Origin of the sequence: Domibacillus antri (genome assembly GCF_001936625.1) — a bacterium.
GTDB lineage: Bacteria > Bacillota > Bacilli > Bacillales > Domibacillaceae > Domibacillus > Domibacillus antri.
Genome location: NZ_MSDU01000026.1, coordinates 1 through 14,780 on the forward strand (window position 1 = coordinate 1; position 14,780 = coordinate 14,780).

Here is a 14,780-nt window from a genome sequence, read left to right on the forward strand (position 1 = left end):
AGGTCGCTATAGGACCATAATACGTCGTAACTTGATCTTACAATAATAAGCAGTAAGTGCTAAAATAAGAAAAAAACAGGAGAAATGGCGAATGAATGAAGATGGCACTGAACTGTATAAGGAGTTGTATTACAAAGAAATGGAAAGGAAAGAACAAATTAATGCTAGGGTCCAAATTCCTCTAGGACTCATTGTAGTACTGATTAGTGGAATTTTTTATTGTGCTAATAGTATGCACCAAGTTCCCGAATCCGGAAGAATTGCATTCTTGTTCTTTCTATCTGTTTCTTTAATTTCTCTATTTGTTGCAATTTTTTTTATTAACAAATGTATTTTTAGGAATAAATTTGGCTATTTTCCTTTACCTTCAGAAATTAAAACCTATCAAGATAGTCTTTACGAACATTATCAAAAAATTAAAGAGAAGTGCGATGTAGATGCTGAAACTTATGTTAATCAGAAAATATCAAAGTTTTTAATAGAATCTTATATTATTGGAACAGACAATAATATCCGAACTAACGATAGTAGAACTAAATTTTTGCAAAAAAGTTCTTTAGCTGTAAGTGCGTCTGTTATTTTTTTAGTGATAAGTTTTTGTTTTTTCATTCCTGATTTGTTAGCTGGAAAGGAACCAACGCAAAAAATAGAAATAATCAACGACAAAATCCAAATAGAAGATACTCAATTAAAATGATATTAAAAGGAGGTGTTATGATGTCTGATCAGGAAAAAGATACTCAGAAAAAAGATACTCAACTAGTTGAGCCGAAACCACCAGAGCTAAGGTGGATATATGAAGGGTTTTCCAGAAAACCAAAAGACACTGATAAGAAGAATAATGATTGAAATGCCTAATTAGAGCATCCATACGGGTGCTCTTTTTTATATAGAAATCCAGGAGAGCGAGGGGGCAAACCATTGGAGGCGTTAAATGTGGAAGAAAAAATTCAGAATCATGAAGAACGCATTTCAAAGCTTGAAACAAGCTACGCAAAAGTAGATGAAAAACTAAAAGAAGTAACCGATCAGCAGCAAAAAACTCATTCAGCGCTTGAAAAAGTAAATAGTAACGTATTGGCAGAAAGTAACTCACAGAAGGAGTTGCTGGGCCGGCTAATCGATCACCATTTCAGTCTGAAAGCTCAAGAATTAAATGGAACAAATGAAGTGAGAAAGCAAGAAATCACAGGGAAGCTTGAAGTCAGCAAAATTAGATGGCAGACCGTGACAGGGCTGCTCGGTACTGGCGGTGGGCTAATTTTAGCTCTACAGTGGATCTACGACACTTTTTTGAGATGAGGGAGGAAAACATCATGCAAATCAATTGGAAAGTACGAGTACGGTCGCTGCCATTTTGGGTGGCGATTTTTGCGTTGGTCGGATTTATTTTAGGTGAGTATGGCGTGTACGATGCAGGCCGGTACCAACTGCTTGTGGATTTGATTCTTGGTATCTTGATCACAGGCGGTATCATTATTGATCCGACTACATCGGGTGTGGAAGACAGCAACCGGGTTATATACTATCAAAAACCACGAAAGGATGAAGAGCGATGAGTATTAAAGGAATTGAACTTCATCCAGGGCACTGGAAAAATCCCGGTTCAGGCGCAAGCAGTATCATTAATGAAGTCACGGAAGCGCGGCGGGTAACAAAGCGTGTGTACGACATTTTGAAAGCGTACAAGGTGCCTGCCGCGTATTTTGAGGATAATACATCAAGCAACCAGGCGCAGAACTTAAACACCCTGGTTAAACATCATAATCAGGACCGTGACGACCTGATTGTCTCCGTACATTTTAACGCATCAAAAGGCGTGACAGACAGCGATATCGGCACGGAGGTACTCTACTATAACCAGGAGACGTTAGCGGCTAAAATTGCAAAGGCTATCAGCGACGCAAGTGGCTTAAAAGATCGAGGAGCGAAGCAACGGACGGGCCTGGCCGTGCTGTCAAAAACGTATGAGCCGGCTGTTTTGATCGAGGTATGCTTTGTCAATTCCCGGTCGGATGTGGACAAATATCGGAAGCATTTTGAAAAAATCTGCTTTGCGATTGCACAGACCTTAGCGGCGCATGTCGGGTATACAATTAAAGCAGCAGGGAGTACTTCATCCACAAGTACTGCACCAAAAAAGGAGGAACCTACATTGGCATCTGAATTGTATCAGCCATCAAATACAGCAATTAAAAATTCAACGCGGACCGTCTTAAATCGTCTTGTGCAAAAAGATCCGGGTGGGATTGATCCGTCCTGGATTAAAAAACTGGATGAAGGCACGCTTACTGAATCCGATGCACTGGGTTTGATCTTTGTGGCTATTGAGCGTGGATTGATTCAAGGTCAAAAAGAATAAACAGAAAAAATCCCCGGTTTTGGACGGGGATTAAACTTCAATATTAGTCATTTTCAACCACTATATTTGCAATATTAAATGTTAAGTTTTACAATTAAATTGAATTTTTTGATCTATCAATTTAATTGAACATGGGGTATGGCAATGAATTTAATCTTTCCGGAGTATTTAAACTGTAAATCGGTTGAATCCTTATTATCTTTTTTAAATAAGTGTGATGGCAATTTTGAAGCTATAGATTTAAGTAATATAAAATTTGTATTTCCATACGGACTGAATATGATGCTTCATGTTTTAGAACAAGTAGAGCATTTTGAGGATATTATATTTCCAAGTGATAAAATAATGTCTTATTTGATTAGAATGGATTTTTTCAAAAGACTTGAAGATACATGGGAACTACCAGAAGAAATTTTATATGATATATCGCTTCATGATTATGGCAAAAATGAAGATAATAAAACATTGCTAGAATTAACTAAAATAGAGCATTTCACTCATGTTTTCCCTGTGTTGCAAAAGGTCGACGAAAAAGTGGGAGTAATTTTAAAAGCTCAGTTGGGATATACAGATAGAGATGTGAAAAAATTCAAGGATATATTAGATGAACTTTGTCAAAATATTAGTAGGCATTGTCAATCGCATGGCTACGTTTCAGTTCAGTATATCCCTTACTACTTTTCTCAATCACGAAGAAAATATGATTGGCCAGTAAAAATTGGGATAACAGACACTGGAATTGGTTTTGCAGCAACATATAGTGAAAACTTTGATGATGAAACAGCCCTTAAAGAAGCAGTCATCGAAAATAGATCCAGCAAATTAAAAGGAGGGATGGGCCTAAAGTACATTAAAAATTATATTAAAGAATTTGAAGGAGAATTGTTTATTAGATCAGGTACCGCTTGTTATTATCAAGAAGGGAAAAAAGGATATTCTACACTAGAGACTAATATGCCTTTTTTCAAAGGTAGCCAGATAGATATTACTCTCCCATCAAAAAAATAATTGACAGCCAATTCACACTATATTATTCTAGACATAGGGTTTTTATTTTTTTTATAAAAGGGGTGTGGTGCATGAGAGAAATTGACATTTTAGCGATTACTGAAGAGATGTGCTCTACTAATCTTTTTGTAACGCGTGAATTTGGTCAAATCTTAACACCACGATTTGAGGAGATTTTAAAAAACTCAACTGAAAAAGTTTTTGTTTTCAATTTTTCAGATGTTCTCTATGTAGACTTTTCTTGTCCCAATGAGGTTTTTGGAAGTTTGATACCTAAATTAAAAAACGATGCTGATATGTTTATTTTCTTAAAAGGTCTAAACGAAAGTAAACGCGAAAACATCGATATTGCTTTATCTGAAGATAAGTTAACTATGCTTGAAATAGAGCAAGATGAAATTCAGATAAGGGGTCACTTACCCGAATACTTATCTGAAATATTAGAACGTATCATTCACAATGAAGAGAAACTGACAGCGCGTCAAATAGCTGATGAGACTGGTACAAAAATAAGTACTGCAAGTTCGAAATTGCTAACTTTATGGAAGCAAGGACTGTTAGATAGAGAAGAAGAAGTAACGGAAGAAGGTAAAAAATACATTTACACTTCCGTACTACCGCTTATAAAATAAGAGGCATTGCCTCTTTTTAAAACAAAGGGTTTTTAGAAAAAAAATAAAAAAGGGGGGTAAAAATGAACGAAAAAAATAGCCCTTGCAGAGGGCCGACGTAAAGTGTAGCAAAACAAGAGTGTTGCCGCTACAGAAATATAAAATCCTGAGAAAATTTAATATTACTGTATCACTCTTATCGGTCCTTTGCAAGAGAAAATTATGCGAAGGCGGTAATAATGATGGAAAAAACTAATCTAAAATGGTCTGAATATCATCAAGCATATGGGATTTTTCGTGCTTGGAGGAAGCATCCTAAAACTCAGCAGATTTTGTGGGCAAAAGCCTATGGAAAAAAAGCATGGTTCATCCCGTTGGATGAATTAGAACAGGAGCAAGCGAATTAAAATTTGATAAAAGAAACCCGCGGCAGGTTTCTCATTAATTTCAGGAGGTAATCCAATGGGTATTTTATCAGTATATAGAAATCGGCCATTGCTAACTTTTATTACCATAATTTTCTGTATTATTGGTGTTCTAACATTGTTCTTTTTTCAAGAATTTGAAATGCCAAAACTGACGACTTTTATTGAGTATCTTATGAGTGGGCAGGACAACACCCAACTATACTCTACATGGGGAATGAATTTAGCAAGCGGTGTTATGTTATTCGGTAACGGGATTGCATGGATCAAAGGTGCTGTACAAGGTAGCAGTTTTTATGATGAAGACGATATAATATCTCGAATCGTTTGTTTAATCACTGGAATTGCATTGATTTTCTTGTCTATGGTGTTTGTGAATTTTGTTTTAACTAAATTATTGGGTATTGCAATTGCGGTTATTATAATATGGGCTTGGATAAATAGTGATAAAAGATAAAGACCAAAAATGCACTCGAAATTAGCGGGTGCATTTTTATTTTGAAAAAGACCGGCCGCAGCCAGTCTTAAATACTTCTTTGCCATCTGTTTAAAATCCCCTTGATCAATCACAGACTCACCCGATAATGGCCACGCCCCGCAGTAAAGATGTACGACGGAATGAATTTGCGATATACCGACGTACTCATCGTCTTTGATAATGTTCCCGCAGGAAGGGCATGTCATTTTGATTTCAGTCACTTCATCACTCCTGTTCCTTTTGGGGACGCGGGGGACGGATTGGGGACGCAATTCCTCAGAACGTCCCCAATTTTGCCCGAAACGTTCCTATTTACACCTTGATAAAACATTGATGTATCAACGTATTTCAGATAATTTCCCGAACGTTCCGGAGGCGGAATTCACTTTGACAGGGTAGAGGTCGCTGGTTCGAACCCAGTAGGAATCATAGGGTGCCAAACCCACGGAAACCCTTATGGAACAAGGGTTTCGACGGAAAAGACCACTTCTTCGGAGGTGGTCTTTTTTAAGTATTAAAGTAATAAAGCGGGTTTGGTGTCGAAACCAGTTATTTTGATTTTGAGAACAGCGCATCAATTTGATTTCAGTCTCTTCCTGCATGTTAGGAAGCACGTACGAATAAAAATGTCCAAAGTCGCTTTGATGTTACTGTGACCTAGCCTTCCAGAAATTTCTTTCGCGTCTATCCCCTGTGATAGGAGCCTAGCAGCACGAGTTTGACGCAAATCATGGAAGCGGATTTTTGGAACACCAGCTGCTTGAATTAGCCGAACATAAGACTTTTTCAAGTTTTCAGGATTAACAGGATTTCCTGCCTCTGTGCAAATAATTAAATCATAATCCTGGGATGAAGGACCAGTTTTTAGCTTTTCTATTGCAGCTGCCGCTTTATGGATGAATCTGCAACTCCAGAGAAGGTACTTGATCCTGGCTGGAAAGGTTAAAAGCTTACTCAAAGAGTAAGCTTATCTTCCAATATAAACACTATCACATGTTCCAGGTTTTGGTTCATAAAAACAATGACTTTTAAATTGACCAGAAAAAGGTTGATCGTACCATGTTGGAGGGCACGGAGCATATGGATTAAAATACCAAAGAGCATATTTCGCTGGGTGTTGTCTCCAATAATCCAAATTCTGTTTTGCTAATCTTTTTTCAGCAGTTCTCGCTTTTTGATAAAATAAAGTTCCTTTTTGAACAGCTTCAAAGGAATAATTGCTTCCTTGTATTTGATAAATAACATGGGGAACTGTTCTTAAATTTTTAAAGTCAAGACAATTTGCATTAAGACGATTAACAATTACATTTCCAACATATAACATCCCCTGTTTTCCTTCTCCTTCGGCTTCTGCTCTCATCATCCTTGCCATTAAGTCAACGTCCGAACTTCGGTAACTAACTCTTGGCATTTTTTCACCCCAAAAATATAGTATGAAAAAAAGCCTGCATTGGTGTAGCCTTTTCTCAAATAAAATCACCTTTCATCCGACGTCTAAATATTTTTAGGATGCCCTTCTTGTTATACTATTTCCTTACTAAATAAAGCACTGTAGCTATCGTAATAAAAAAGCACGGTCGGAAACCTGGATTGACTTGAAGCAGCTCGATATTTTGTTCCATTTCAAGTGGATCTGTAGTTGCTTCGTACCACTTAATGACGTTTCCTTTTTTATCAACAAGAAACTTCGTAAGTTCCATTTAATCGAGTCGCAAAATAGATAATCTTCATGTTTTTCTTTTAATCTTATGATGGGTATTTTCACCAAGATAGGGTAATATATTTTAGTTATCTTATTCATAATGGTGATGCGTCTAACTTATAGTTACATTTTTTTAAAAAAATTATCATAATGGAAGAAATTTTTGATATGTATGTCTAATCTTATTTTTATGGGAATGTTCTAATAATTACAAAGTTTTTTAATAACAGACTAAGTATTGTAATATATCAAAAACGTATTATAATACTACTTAGTAGAAAGACAGTTGTCTTTGTCAGGTGGAATATAATGAGAAATAAATCATCTTAAAACTAATTTCTAATAGTTGTGTCTTTGGAAAGATTATATGGCTCGATCGTATCTACTTGTATTCGGCTTCATTCTATCGCCTGGTTATAAGGAAAGCAATGTGATTTTCATCTTAAACTAATGGGGGAACATCTATGAAAAATATACTGCAGAAGTGGAATCAGGTGAGCCTGGTCAAACAAATCATTGTCGGTTTGATGATTGGCATTATCCTGGCTGTCACGATTCCAGAAGCAGCAAAACCGCTTGCGATTTTAGGCACTTTGTTTGTCGGTGCTTTAAAAGCTGTGGCGCCTGTTTTGGTACTCGTCCTGGTGATGTCGGCCATCGCTCAGCATAAAAGCGGCCACAAAACGAATATGAAATCGATTATTGGCTTATATCTTTTAGGAACGTTTTTAGCAGGTTTAATCGCCGTTATTGTCAGTTTTATTTTTCCTGTTAGCTTATCGCTTGCTGACGGTGCTGAAGGTGTCACGCCTCCTAGCGGTGTGACAGAAGTGTTGAAAACATTATTGCTGAACGTTGTCGATAATCCGGTAAATGCCATCGTGAATGCGAACTATATCGGGATCCTAGCTTGGGCGATTGTTCTTGGTTTGGCGCTAAGAAATGCCGCTGACACAACAAAAACGCTTATTTCGAATTTTTCGGATGCGGTAGCGAAAATGGTTGCATGGGTGATTATGTTTGCCCCGCTGGGAATCATGGGTCTAGTGATTGAATCGATTACAACAAACGGACTTGAGTCGCTGCTCAGCTATGGAAAACTGCTAGCCGTTTTGATTGGCTGCATGGTTTTTGTGGCGCTCGTTGTGAATCCAATCATTGTGTTCGCCATGATCCGTCAAAACCCTTACCCGCTTGTTTTTAAATGCTTAAAGGAAAGTGGGATTACCGCGTTCTTTACACGCAGCTCAGCTTCCAATATTCCAGTTAACATGAGATTATGTGAAGATTTAGGCTTGGATAAGGATAATTATTCCGTGTCCATTCCATTAGGTGCAACGATCAATATGGCTGGTGCCGCTGTTACGATTTCTGTATTGACACTTGCAGCAGTTCATACGCTAGAAATTCAAGTAGATCTTCCAACAGCAATCCTCCTTAGCGTAGTTGCAGCTATATGTGCTTGTGGTGCTTCAGGAGTTGCTGGTGGATCCTTATTACTGATTCCGCTGGCATGCAGCTTGTTTGGAATCCCGGCTGATATTGCGATGCAAGTCGTTGGGGTAGGATTTATCATAGGTGTTTTACAAGATTCGTTTGAAACATCACTTAACTCATCCACAGACGTTCTTTTCACGGCAGCAGCTGAATATAAAGAGTGGCGTAGAGAAGGGAAGGAAATAAGTATTCATAGAGCGTGATAAAAAGAAATCCTTTGATCTGTAATTGAACGGCCCCACCAACTGTTTGTTTAACAATTGGCGGGGTTATTTTTGGAAAAAAATAACATCTTTCTTCACGACAATCTCTGTATGTTTCTTAATGCCGACAACTGCCGACCAAATGATGTTATTTACTTATACAGGTTGAGGTTCTACTTGTTAGTTAACTATTTAGTAACCCCTTCAAATACTTCCATCGTCTCATTAATTTTAGATTCGGTTGAAATGACACTTTTTTGTGAACTTTCGGTTAACTCACTAACTTTCCTTACGTCTTGTGTGATGTTTTCTACGTTTATATTCATTTTTTTAATTGCTTCGTCAACATTACTCGCTAATTTACGAACTTCATCAGCAACAACCGCAAATCCTTTTCCGTGTTCACCAGCTCTTGCAGCTTCAATTGCTGCATTCAATGCCAATATATTCGTTTGTGCGGAAACATTTCGTATAGATTTAGATAGTTCACTTATTAAATTGGTTTGTTCCTTCAATGATTGAATGGCTATTAAATTCTCATTAGAGTTATCCGTAACCATTTTCCCTAAGTCTTCAGATAAATTTTTAAGTTGAGAAACAATTTCTATTGTTTTATTTTCACGTTCCGTAACGTCTGTTGCAATTTTAAGCACAGCATTTACTTTACCTTCTTCGTTTAGAATAGGAATATAAGTCGCTTCAAGCCAAATTAAATTCCCCGCTTTACCAACCCTTTGAATTTTCTCTTGAAACTTGTTCCCTTTCTCTAGATTATTCCATAGTCCAGCATATTCCTTGCTGTTTTGAAATTCCAAGGTGCAAAATTGCTTATGTATCATATTTTTCATTTCGTTAACGCTATACCCTAAAGTCTGTGCAAAATTTTCATTTACCCATATAACTTTCCTATCCAGATTGAATTCTATCATGGCTAAATTAGACTCTAGTGAAGCTAAAACACATCTTTCATCCAATACTTGGGTGCTCATATTAATATTTGCATTAATGTTCATGTACCACTTCCTTTTTAATAAAGATTTTTTTCGGTTCTTATAAAACAAATTCAAATTCCCTAATAGTGTTATAAATTATACCATGTTATTCAACTGTCCTGCTCCATTAGTTGAATAAGGATCTGTTCCTCAACTCAGAAGTATTGACACCGATTTTGAACTATATATGAGCGGAGGGAATGGCAATGGGGTCGTGTGGGCGATCCCGCAAGATCGGGAACTGCCGCCGCCGGCTGAAAGCATCGTTTTAAAAGACCGTTTTTTATCTCCTCCCAAACCGCTTTTTGCATTGGATGATTTTATGAAAGAAATTGACGGAGACCACATGCCGATGTCCTATTTGCAAGCGGCCATTGCCTTTCACGAGCTGCATGAATTTGGAGCGGTGTGGCACGGGGTTTCCTGGGGAAGAGACACGGTTTTGCCGGCAGAAGGTGGTGAAGAGACAACCTTTCCGGCTGGAGAGTGGGCTATGATCGAAGAAGAACCGGAGATCCTCGAACCTCACTTTTTTTACATTCAGTAAGTACGCGTACACGTTACATGTAGAACGGATCGTGATTGCGGAAGGAGGTCCGGGAATTATTTTTTAATGGAATGAAGAGACGGAAAAGCGCAGGGGCTGTCCCGCATGTATGGGGGGAAGGCCGGATTCTGAACCGTTTAGGCCAATTTATCCATATGAGAGCCGGATTTAACCTCTTGAAGACCGAATTTACAGGAAACCGGCCCAAAGTGCAAGAAATCCGGCCATAGAAATGAAAAGGGGTATCATATTAAGCTTTTGAGACATCAGCTAAATATATAAGTCATTCGATGATAAAATGATCGTCATAATTCTTGATCCGGTGCTCCTTGTTACTGAATAAAAACAGTTGAAAAAACGGGCAAAATACGAAAGGAAGCTGCCGGATTGAACTCATTCACTGGAGGATAAATACGGTTAAGCAGAAAGGAAGCGAACGTATGATTGACCAACGTCCAAAGTATAACCTGAAGAAGACGAATCTTGAAAAAAACTGGATGCGGCGGCTATTGTTTCTTTTATAGCGAGTGTAATGTATTTGGCCGTTCAATATGTCTCTCTGCCGGAACGTGTGCCGACTCATTTCAATGCGTTTAATGTGCCGGACGGCTGGGGGCCGAAGTGGATGATGTTGATTCCGCTTGTGATCGGCTTTGCCATCTGGATTGGATTGCATGTGCTGGAGAAGTTTCCGCACATACATAATTACCTTTGGCTGACGGAAGAAAACGCCCGGCGGCAATATAAAAATTCTCAGCTGCTTTTAAATTCGATGAAAAATATCATTCTCGTGTTCTTTTCATTTATGACAATTGAAACGGTTCGAATTTCGTTCGGTAAGCCGTCTCTGCTCGGTGTGTGGGAAATGCCGATTTTTCTTTTTGTCTTGTTTGGCACAATGGGCTGCTTTTTGTTTCGCTCCTATCGTTTGAGATGAGCGGACAGGATATTCCACATTTTTTTGAGCGCCTGCAGCTAGACCATTCGGCTATTGGGAGCCGTACAGCGGAAATGATGACATCGAGACGATTGACCGGTATGCACGGAAACTGGAGTTATGTGCCGAATCAAAATGGAGGCTTTTAAGGGTTTTGGTGGGCGAGGAATCCAAATAGTCCATATTATCTCCAAATTGAAGAAGCACGTCTCTGCATGAAATTTGTCGAAGAACAGAAGGGAAAACAACGGACCCCCCGCAAAAATGCGGTTGAATTTTTACTGAGTCTGCCTCAAGTAAACGCTTTGTCGTTTTGGAAGCCATCTAGAGCAGGCATCGGGAAAACGATGACTGTCCTTGTTACAGACGACTACTTGCAGATAGACAAAAAAGGCATGATTGACATCCAAAAAACAATTGAGCTTTTAAAAGAGCTGTCTGTTTGTTGTTTCTTTATAGAAAAAGGAGATGTCTTAAGCGTTTATCGAGACACATCCTTCTTATTTTGATGGCCGGATTTTCACTTAATCCGGCCATCAGCAGCCAATGGGACAGCCATTTTATTTCTTAATGAGTCACTTCTTGAAGATCGGCAATCCCCACTTCAGTCCGTTCTTCCCACGGTCCGCGTAAATGGACAGTGGCCGTTTTCCCATCGTTATGGACTTTATCAATCCATACGGAAACACCGTTAAATTGGACTTCCACATCAGATGATGGCGTTGAAACAATTTGTTTTGCCCGTTTCCATTCCATGAGATTACCTCCTGAAGATGGCTTTATTTTATTTTTTTGGCTGTTGATTTCGCTGCATCCGTTTTTGTCTCAGGATGGCAAGTTCAGCCAGCTCACGGGCATATTCTTCGTTTACGGTGTCCGGAGTAATTTTTGAATTTTTGGGTGTTTGCGGCAAAGAATTTGTGCTGCGGCTGCCTGTTTTATGCTCATCTCTTCCCATCATAAAACCCCCTTTCCGTTAATTCGTTCTTTCTGTTGACGCTCTCATTCGTTCCTGAGGATGAGTGTTGATGGTGCCATCTGCCCGCTTGGAAGCATACTCTGCTTTAGCTCTTGCTTTTCCGGCTTCCCCTTTCATCGAGGTAATCGGGAAATCCTTTGCTTTGTTTCTCATTATTTTTCCTCCAGACACGTATGAGATACACGCGTTTTACGTGCATGATTAGTATGGGGAAAAGAAACAAAAATATCATGGGCCGTCTTGTGAAATATTTGGAAAAAAACGTATGTGCATGTTTGTAAAGATTTTGGCTACATTAACATTATTCTTCATAAGCAAGGAGGCCAAAGTGGTGAAAAATGAAAGCACACATGAGTTTGTCGAGAAATTAGCTGAGACAAAGAAAAAAGATGAGCAAAATAAAAAGAAGCAGGGGAACGGTCATCCTGAGAAAAAATTACCGAATCACCAGCACTGATCTTTTACAAAAAGCGACCACTTCCAAAAAAGTGGTCGTTTTTATACGGAAATGAAAAGGAAGTTTTCATCCAATTTGCTTTTTTATTCGTTTAGATGGCTCCGCGGAACGGGTTTATTTTTAAACGTTCGTAAATACCCCATCGACGCAGCAAATGCGGCTGTTCTGGCTGGAACTCCTTTTTTCATTAATTCGTCCACCGCATATTGAATCTTCTGGCCAGCATCTTCATTAAATTGGTTCAACAAAAACGCCTCCTTTGTTAAGATCACTGCCTGTGTATTTTGCCGTCGAAGCAATGGGACTATACAAAATGGCTTTCATTTGTTTTTTACATGCATAAGAAGGATTTACTTTGAAGGTAAAAAAAGAACAGCATAATCATCCGTAGAGCTTGTAAAGATAATGAAGAGGCGGGTGAGGGGAAATGAAGCGAACAGAAAAGCAGCAATTGTTTTATGATGTGGCAGATTCTACTTATTTCATCCCATTTTAAAATTGAATGACGCAATACGGAAAAGGAGATAACCGCATGACACAAGACCGATTTGAACAGGCCTACGCTCAGTACAAGCAGCAAAGCCAGTTACAGACACTTCACGAAAGCGGCATACAGGAGACAGCCAATCAAGAACAGATCATTGCTGTCCGTAAAAACAATGAGGGAGATATTATTGCCTTTAAAACAAACAGTGGCAGAGAACTCGATTACTTAGAAGCATTGAGCGAGGCCAAACAAGGGAAACTTGCCTGCGTGGATGTGTTCCATCGTTATGGACGGGAGATTCTTCGAAGTGAACCGGACGGTAATAAAGAAAATAATTTGGATAATCTGGACACTTTTTAGCGCCTGACTGTTACTCTTTTGTAAACACTGTCTCATAAAGAGTTATTCTTGATAATTTTTGGCCGGATTCATCAAAAAATCCGGCTATTGAAATAAGAAGGGAACATTTCCTTTGCTCCATTTTAAATTAAAACATCGCCACAATCGTTGTCACTATTAACCCGATGGTCACAGGCTTTACATTTCGTCTGGCGACTTCAAATGGATCGACGCCGCAAATTGCCGCAGCCGGAATTAATGCCCATGGGACGAGTGTTCCGCCGCCCACCCAGATGGCTGCAATTTGCCCGAGCGCCGTAAGGGTTGCTGCACCTGCACCAATGGCTGTACCAAATAAATTGGCGATGGAACCCATCAGTGAAATTCCTGAGAAGCCGGAACCATCAAGCCCTGTAATGGCACCAACAGCTGTTAAGGTGATAGCGCCGATTTCCTTGCTTAATGGGACAACAGAGGCCAGTGCCACCCCGAGGTCATTTACGATTCCAAGCGAATCCTTATTTTTAAAATAGGTAACTATCCCTCGGGATGTAATACAGAATATGTACAGAATAGAGAGTGGTGAAGGGAATTTTTGATTGGTGAAATAAATATAACCACAGCCGGAAAGCCTGATTCTGGCCGGTTGTGTTCATACCTGTCTTTTTCTGATCTTAAAGCATGTTACGATCAAATTTGTCGATACTTGTCGAACGATTTTGAGTGCGAAAAGAGAAGGGAAGATATATAATAATAAAAGCTTCCATCAAAAACAATTTCATATTCCTTAATCCCGTAAAGGGGAGTAGCGTCAGGAATATCCTGAAATAAAGTCGTCATGACGTGGACTGAATCCACCGGCTTTATTGGCCTAATTATTTAGTGTTCAGCGAGACCTTTGCCATTTATGGCGGAGGTCTCTTTATTTTTTGATAAAAAGAAGGAGGATGTAAAATGGAATTTTTATCAGCGGAATTTTTTACAGCTTTATTTGCCATTATTATGATTGATTTAGTTCTCGCTGGCGACAATGCGATTCTTATTGGTCTCGCAGCAAGAAAACTTCCAAAAGAGCAGCAGAAAAAAGTCATTTTGTGGGGAGCAATCGGAGCGATTGTCATCAGGATTATCGCAACACTTCTCGTTGTCTGGCTTTTAGAAGTACCAGGCCTGCATTTAATCGGAGGTTTGCTGCTTGTATGGATTGCGTATAAGCTCCTTTTGGACGAAGAAGAGCATGAAGTAAAAGCGGCTGATTCCATGTGGGCAGCCATTAAAACAATTATTATTGCGGATGCCTTAATGGGATTGGATAATGTGCTGGCGGTTGCAGGAGCTTCTCATGGTAATTTCGTCTTGGTTGTCATTGGATTGCTTGTTTCCATTCCGGTTGTGATGTGGGGAAGCACGCTGATCCTTAAATTGATCGAGCGTTATCCGGTTATTATTACCGTGGGTGCCGGAATTTTAGGATGGACCGCTTCTAAGATGATTGTGGGAGAGCCTTTCATGCATGACTATTTCGCAAATCCATTTGTCAAATATGGTTTTGAAGCATTAGTCGTCGCATTAATTTTGCTGGCCGGGAATTTGAAGAAGAAAAAAGTAGAGCGTGAGAAAAATAAAGTCACGCTGGAACAAAAGGTTCTTTAAATTGCACGAGAGTGGCTGTTCCATCAGTTTATAAAATGGTGGTGGCGGGTCGAATTCTGCACCATGCAGTCCGGATTCACCGAAATGAAAAGGAAATGTCTCG

General features: G+C 39.1%; 23 protein-coding genes and 1 pseudogene. 16 read left to right on the forward strand and 8 right to left on the reverse strand.

Features of this window, described 5'->3' with window-relative positions:
• The first annotated feature begins 91 nt into the window (after positions 1–91).
• The 9 genes from BTO30_RS11695 to BTO30_RS11725 all read left to right on the forward strand — a co-directional run bounded on the left by BTO30_RS11695 (position 92) and on the right by BTO30_RS11725 (position 4,863).
• Positions 92–697 (forward strand): hypothetical protein, encoded by a 606-nt coding sequence (locus BTO30_RS11695; RefSeq protein WP_075398913.1) that lies wholly within the window; start codon positions 92–94, stop codon positions 695–697.
• Between the two features lie 20 nt (positions 698–717).
• Positions 718–849 (forward strand): hypothetical protein, encoded by a 132-nt coding sequence (locus tag BTO30_RS17870; RefSeq protein ID WP_281248613.1) that lies wholly within the window; start codon positions 718–720, stop codon positions 847–849.
• A gap of 87 nt (positions 850–936) precedes the next feature.
• Positions 937–1,302 carry a hypothetical protein gene (locus tag BTO30_RS11700; protein WP_143331955.1) on the forward strand — a complete coding sequence of 122 codons (366 nt, stop codon included), beginning with the start codon at positions 937–939 and terminating at the stop codon, positions 1,300–1,302.
• A gap of 14 nt (positions 1,303–1,316) precedes the next feature.
• The gene (locus BTO30_RS11705; protein WP_075398915.1) at positions 1,317–1,559 is read left to right on the forward strand and encodes a phage holin; all 243 of its coding nucleotides are present in this window, start codon (positions 1,317–1,319) and stop codon (positions 1,557–1,559) included.
• Positions 1,556–2,362, forward strand: a complete 807-nt coding sequence (locus BTO30_RS11710) for an N-acetylmuramoyl-L-alanine amidase (protein ID WP_075398916.1) — start codon at positions 1,556–1,558, stop codon at positions 2,360–2,362. Before BTO30_RS11705 ends, BTO30_RS11710 begins: the two co-directional genes overlap by 4 nt.
• A gap of 144 nt (positions 2,363–2,506) precedes the next feature.
• Positions 2,507–3,370 (forward strand): ATP-binding protein, encoded by an 864-nt coding sequence (locus tag BTO30_RS11715; protein WP_075398917.1) that lies wholly within the window; start codon positions 2,507–2,509, stop codon positions 3,368–3,370.
• A gap of 71 nt (positions 3,371–3,441) precedes the next feature.
• A complete protein-coding gene (locus BTO30_RS11720; protein ID WP_075398918.1) occupies positions 3,442–4,002 on the forward strand; it encodes a helix-turn-helix domain-containing protein in 561 nt (186 codons plus the stop codon).
• Between the two features lie 221 nt (positions 4,003–4,223).
• Complete coding sequence (locus BTO30_RS17245; RefSeq protein ID WP_158023595.1) at positions 4,224–4,388, forward strand: hypothetical protein; 165 nt, start codon at positions 4,224–4,226, stop codon at positions 4,386–4,388.
• A 55-nt stretch (positions 4,389–4,443) separates the two neighbouring features.
• Entirely contained in the window at positions 4,444–4,863 is a 420-nt protein-coding gene (locus BTO30_RS11725; protein ID WP_075398919.1) for a hypothetical protein, read from the forward strand.
• A 595-nt stretch (positions 4,864–5,458) separates the two neighbouring features.
• Here BTO30_RS11725 and BTO30_RS17690 read toward each other — a convergent pair.
• Complete coding sequence (locus BTO30_RS17690; RefSeq protein ID WP_075398920.1) at positions 5,459–5,842, reverse strand: tyrosine-type recombinase/integrase; 384 nt, start codon at positions 5,840–5,842, stop codon at positions 5,459–5,461.
• 9 nt (positions 5,843–5,851) lie between these two features.
• Positions 5,852–6,295, reverse strand: a complete 444-nt coding sequence (locus tag BTO30_RS11735) for a cell wall hydrolase (protein ID WP_075398963.1) — start codon at positions 6,293–6,295, stop codon at positions 5,852–5,854.
• Positions 6,296–7,050: 755 nt separating this feature from the next.
• On the opposite strand from BTO30_RS11735, the gene sstT reads away from it, so the two are divergent.
• Positions 7,051–8,286 carry a serine/threonine transporter SstT gene (gene sstT / locus BTO30_RS11740; RefSeq protein ID WP_075398921.1) on the forward strand — a complete coding sequence of 412 codons (1,236 nt, stop codon included), beginning with the start codon at positions 7,051–7,053 and terminating at the stop codon, positions 8,284–8,286.
• A 188-nt stretch (positions 8,287–8,474) separates the two neighbouring features.
• Here the strand turns inward: sstT and BTO30_RS11745 are convergent, their stop codons facing one another.
• A complete protein-coding gene (locus tag BTO30_RS11745; RefSeq protein WP_075398922.1) occupies positions 8,475–9,299 on the reverse strand; it encodes a methyl-accepting chemotaxis protein in 825 nt (274 codons plus the stop codon).
• A gap of 166 nt (positions 9,300–9,465) precedes the next feature.
• On the opposite strand from BTO30_RS11745, the gene BTO30_RS11750 reads away from it, so the two are divergent.
• The 3 genes from BTO30_RS11750 (at position 9,466) to BTO30_RS11760 (ending at position 11,271) form a co-directional block, all read left to right on the forward strand.
• Positions 9,466–9,825, forward strand: a complete 360-nt coding sequence (locus tag BTO30_RS11750) for a hypothetical protein (RefSeq protein ID WP_075398923.1) — start codon at positions 9,466–9,468, stop codon at positions 9,823–9,825.
• Between the two features lie 520 nt (positions 9,826–10,345).
• Complete coding sequence (locus BTO30_RS11755) at positions 10,346–10,762, forward strand: DUF1648 domain-containing protein (RefSeq protein ID WP_281248614.1); 417 nt, start codon at positions 10,346–10,348, stop codon at positions 10,760–10,762.
• Between the two features lie 215 nt (positions 10,763–10,977).
• Positions 10,978–11,271 (forward strand): hypothetical protein, encoded by a 294-nt coding sequence (locus BTO30_RS11760; RefSeq protein ID WP_075398925.1) that lies wholly within the window; start codon positions 10,978–10,980, stop codon positions 11,269–11,271.
• Between the two features lie 58 nt (positions 11,272–11,329).
• Here the strand turns inward: BTO30_RS11760 and BTO30_RS11765 are convergent, their stop codons facing one another.
• From BTO30_RS11765 to sspK, 3 genes are read right to left on the reverse strand one after another with little or no spacing between them, the layout of a single operon-like run.
• Complete coding sequence (locus BTO30_RS11765) at positions 11,330–11,518, reverse strand: H-type small acid-soluble spore protein (RefSeq protein ID WP_075398926.1); 189 nt, start codon at positions 11,516–11,518, stop codon at positions 11,330–11,332.
• 28 nt (positions 11,519–11,546) lie between these two features.
• Positions 11,547–11,720, reverse strand: a complete 174-nt coding sequence (locus BTO30_RS17400; RefSeq protein WP_169829353.1) for a YfhD family protein — start codon at positions 11,718–11,720, stop codon at positions 11,547–11,549.
• Between the two features lie 18 nt (positions 11,721–11,738).
• A complete protein-coding gene (gene sspK, locus BTO30_RS11770; protein WP_075398927.1) occupies positions 11,739–11,894 on the reverse strand; it encodes a small, acid-soluble spore protein K in 156 nt (51 codons plus the stop codon).
• Between the two features lie 178 nt (positions 11,895–12,072).
• Between sspK and BTO30_RS11775 the strand changes: the two genes are divergently transcribed.
• Positions 12,073–12,198 (forward strand): DUF4023 family protein, encoded by a 126-nt coding sequence (locus BTO30_RS11775; RefSeq protein WP_075398928.1) that lies wholly within the window; start codon positions 12,073–12,075, stop codon positions 12,196–12,198.
• A gap of 83 nt (positions 12,199–12,281) precedes the next feature.
• Here BTO30_RS11775 and BTO30_RS17405 read toward each other — a convergent pair whose 3' ends face one another.
• On the reverse strand, positions 12,282–12,443 hold the full coding sequence (locus BTO30_RS17405; RefSeq protein ID WP_169829354.1) for a hypothetical protein: 162 nt from the start codon (positions 12,441–12,443) through the stop codon (positions 12,282–12,284).
• 287 nt (positions 12,444–12,730) lie between these two features.
• On the opposite strand from BTO30_RS17405, the gene BTO30_RS11780 reads away from it, so the two are divergent.
• Positions 12,731–13,045, forward strand: a complete 315-nt coding sequence (locus tag BTO30_RS11780) for a DUF3892 domain-containing protein (RefSeq protein ID WP_075398929.1) — start codon at positions 12,731–12,733, stop codon at positions 13,043–13,045.
• Between the two features lie 127 nt (positions 13,046–13,172).
• On the opposite strand, the pseudogene BTO30_RS11785 reads toward BTO30_RS11780, so the two are convergent.
• A pseudogene (locus tag BTO30_RS11785) lies at positions 13,173–13,538 on the reverse strand (hypothetical protein); the annotation flags it as partial.
• 440 nt (positions 13,539–13,978) lie between these two features.
• Between BTO30_RS11785 and BTO30_RS11790 the strand changes: the two are divergent.
• Positions 13,979–14,677, forward strand: coding sequence for a TerC family protein (locus BTO30_RS11790; RefSeq protein ID WP_075398930.1), 699 nt, complete (start codon positions 13,979–13,981; stop codon positions 14,675–14,677).
• The last annotated feature ends 103 nt before the right edge of the window (positions 14,678–14,780 follow it).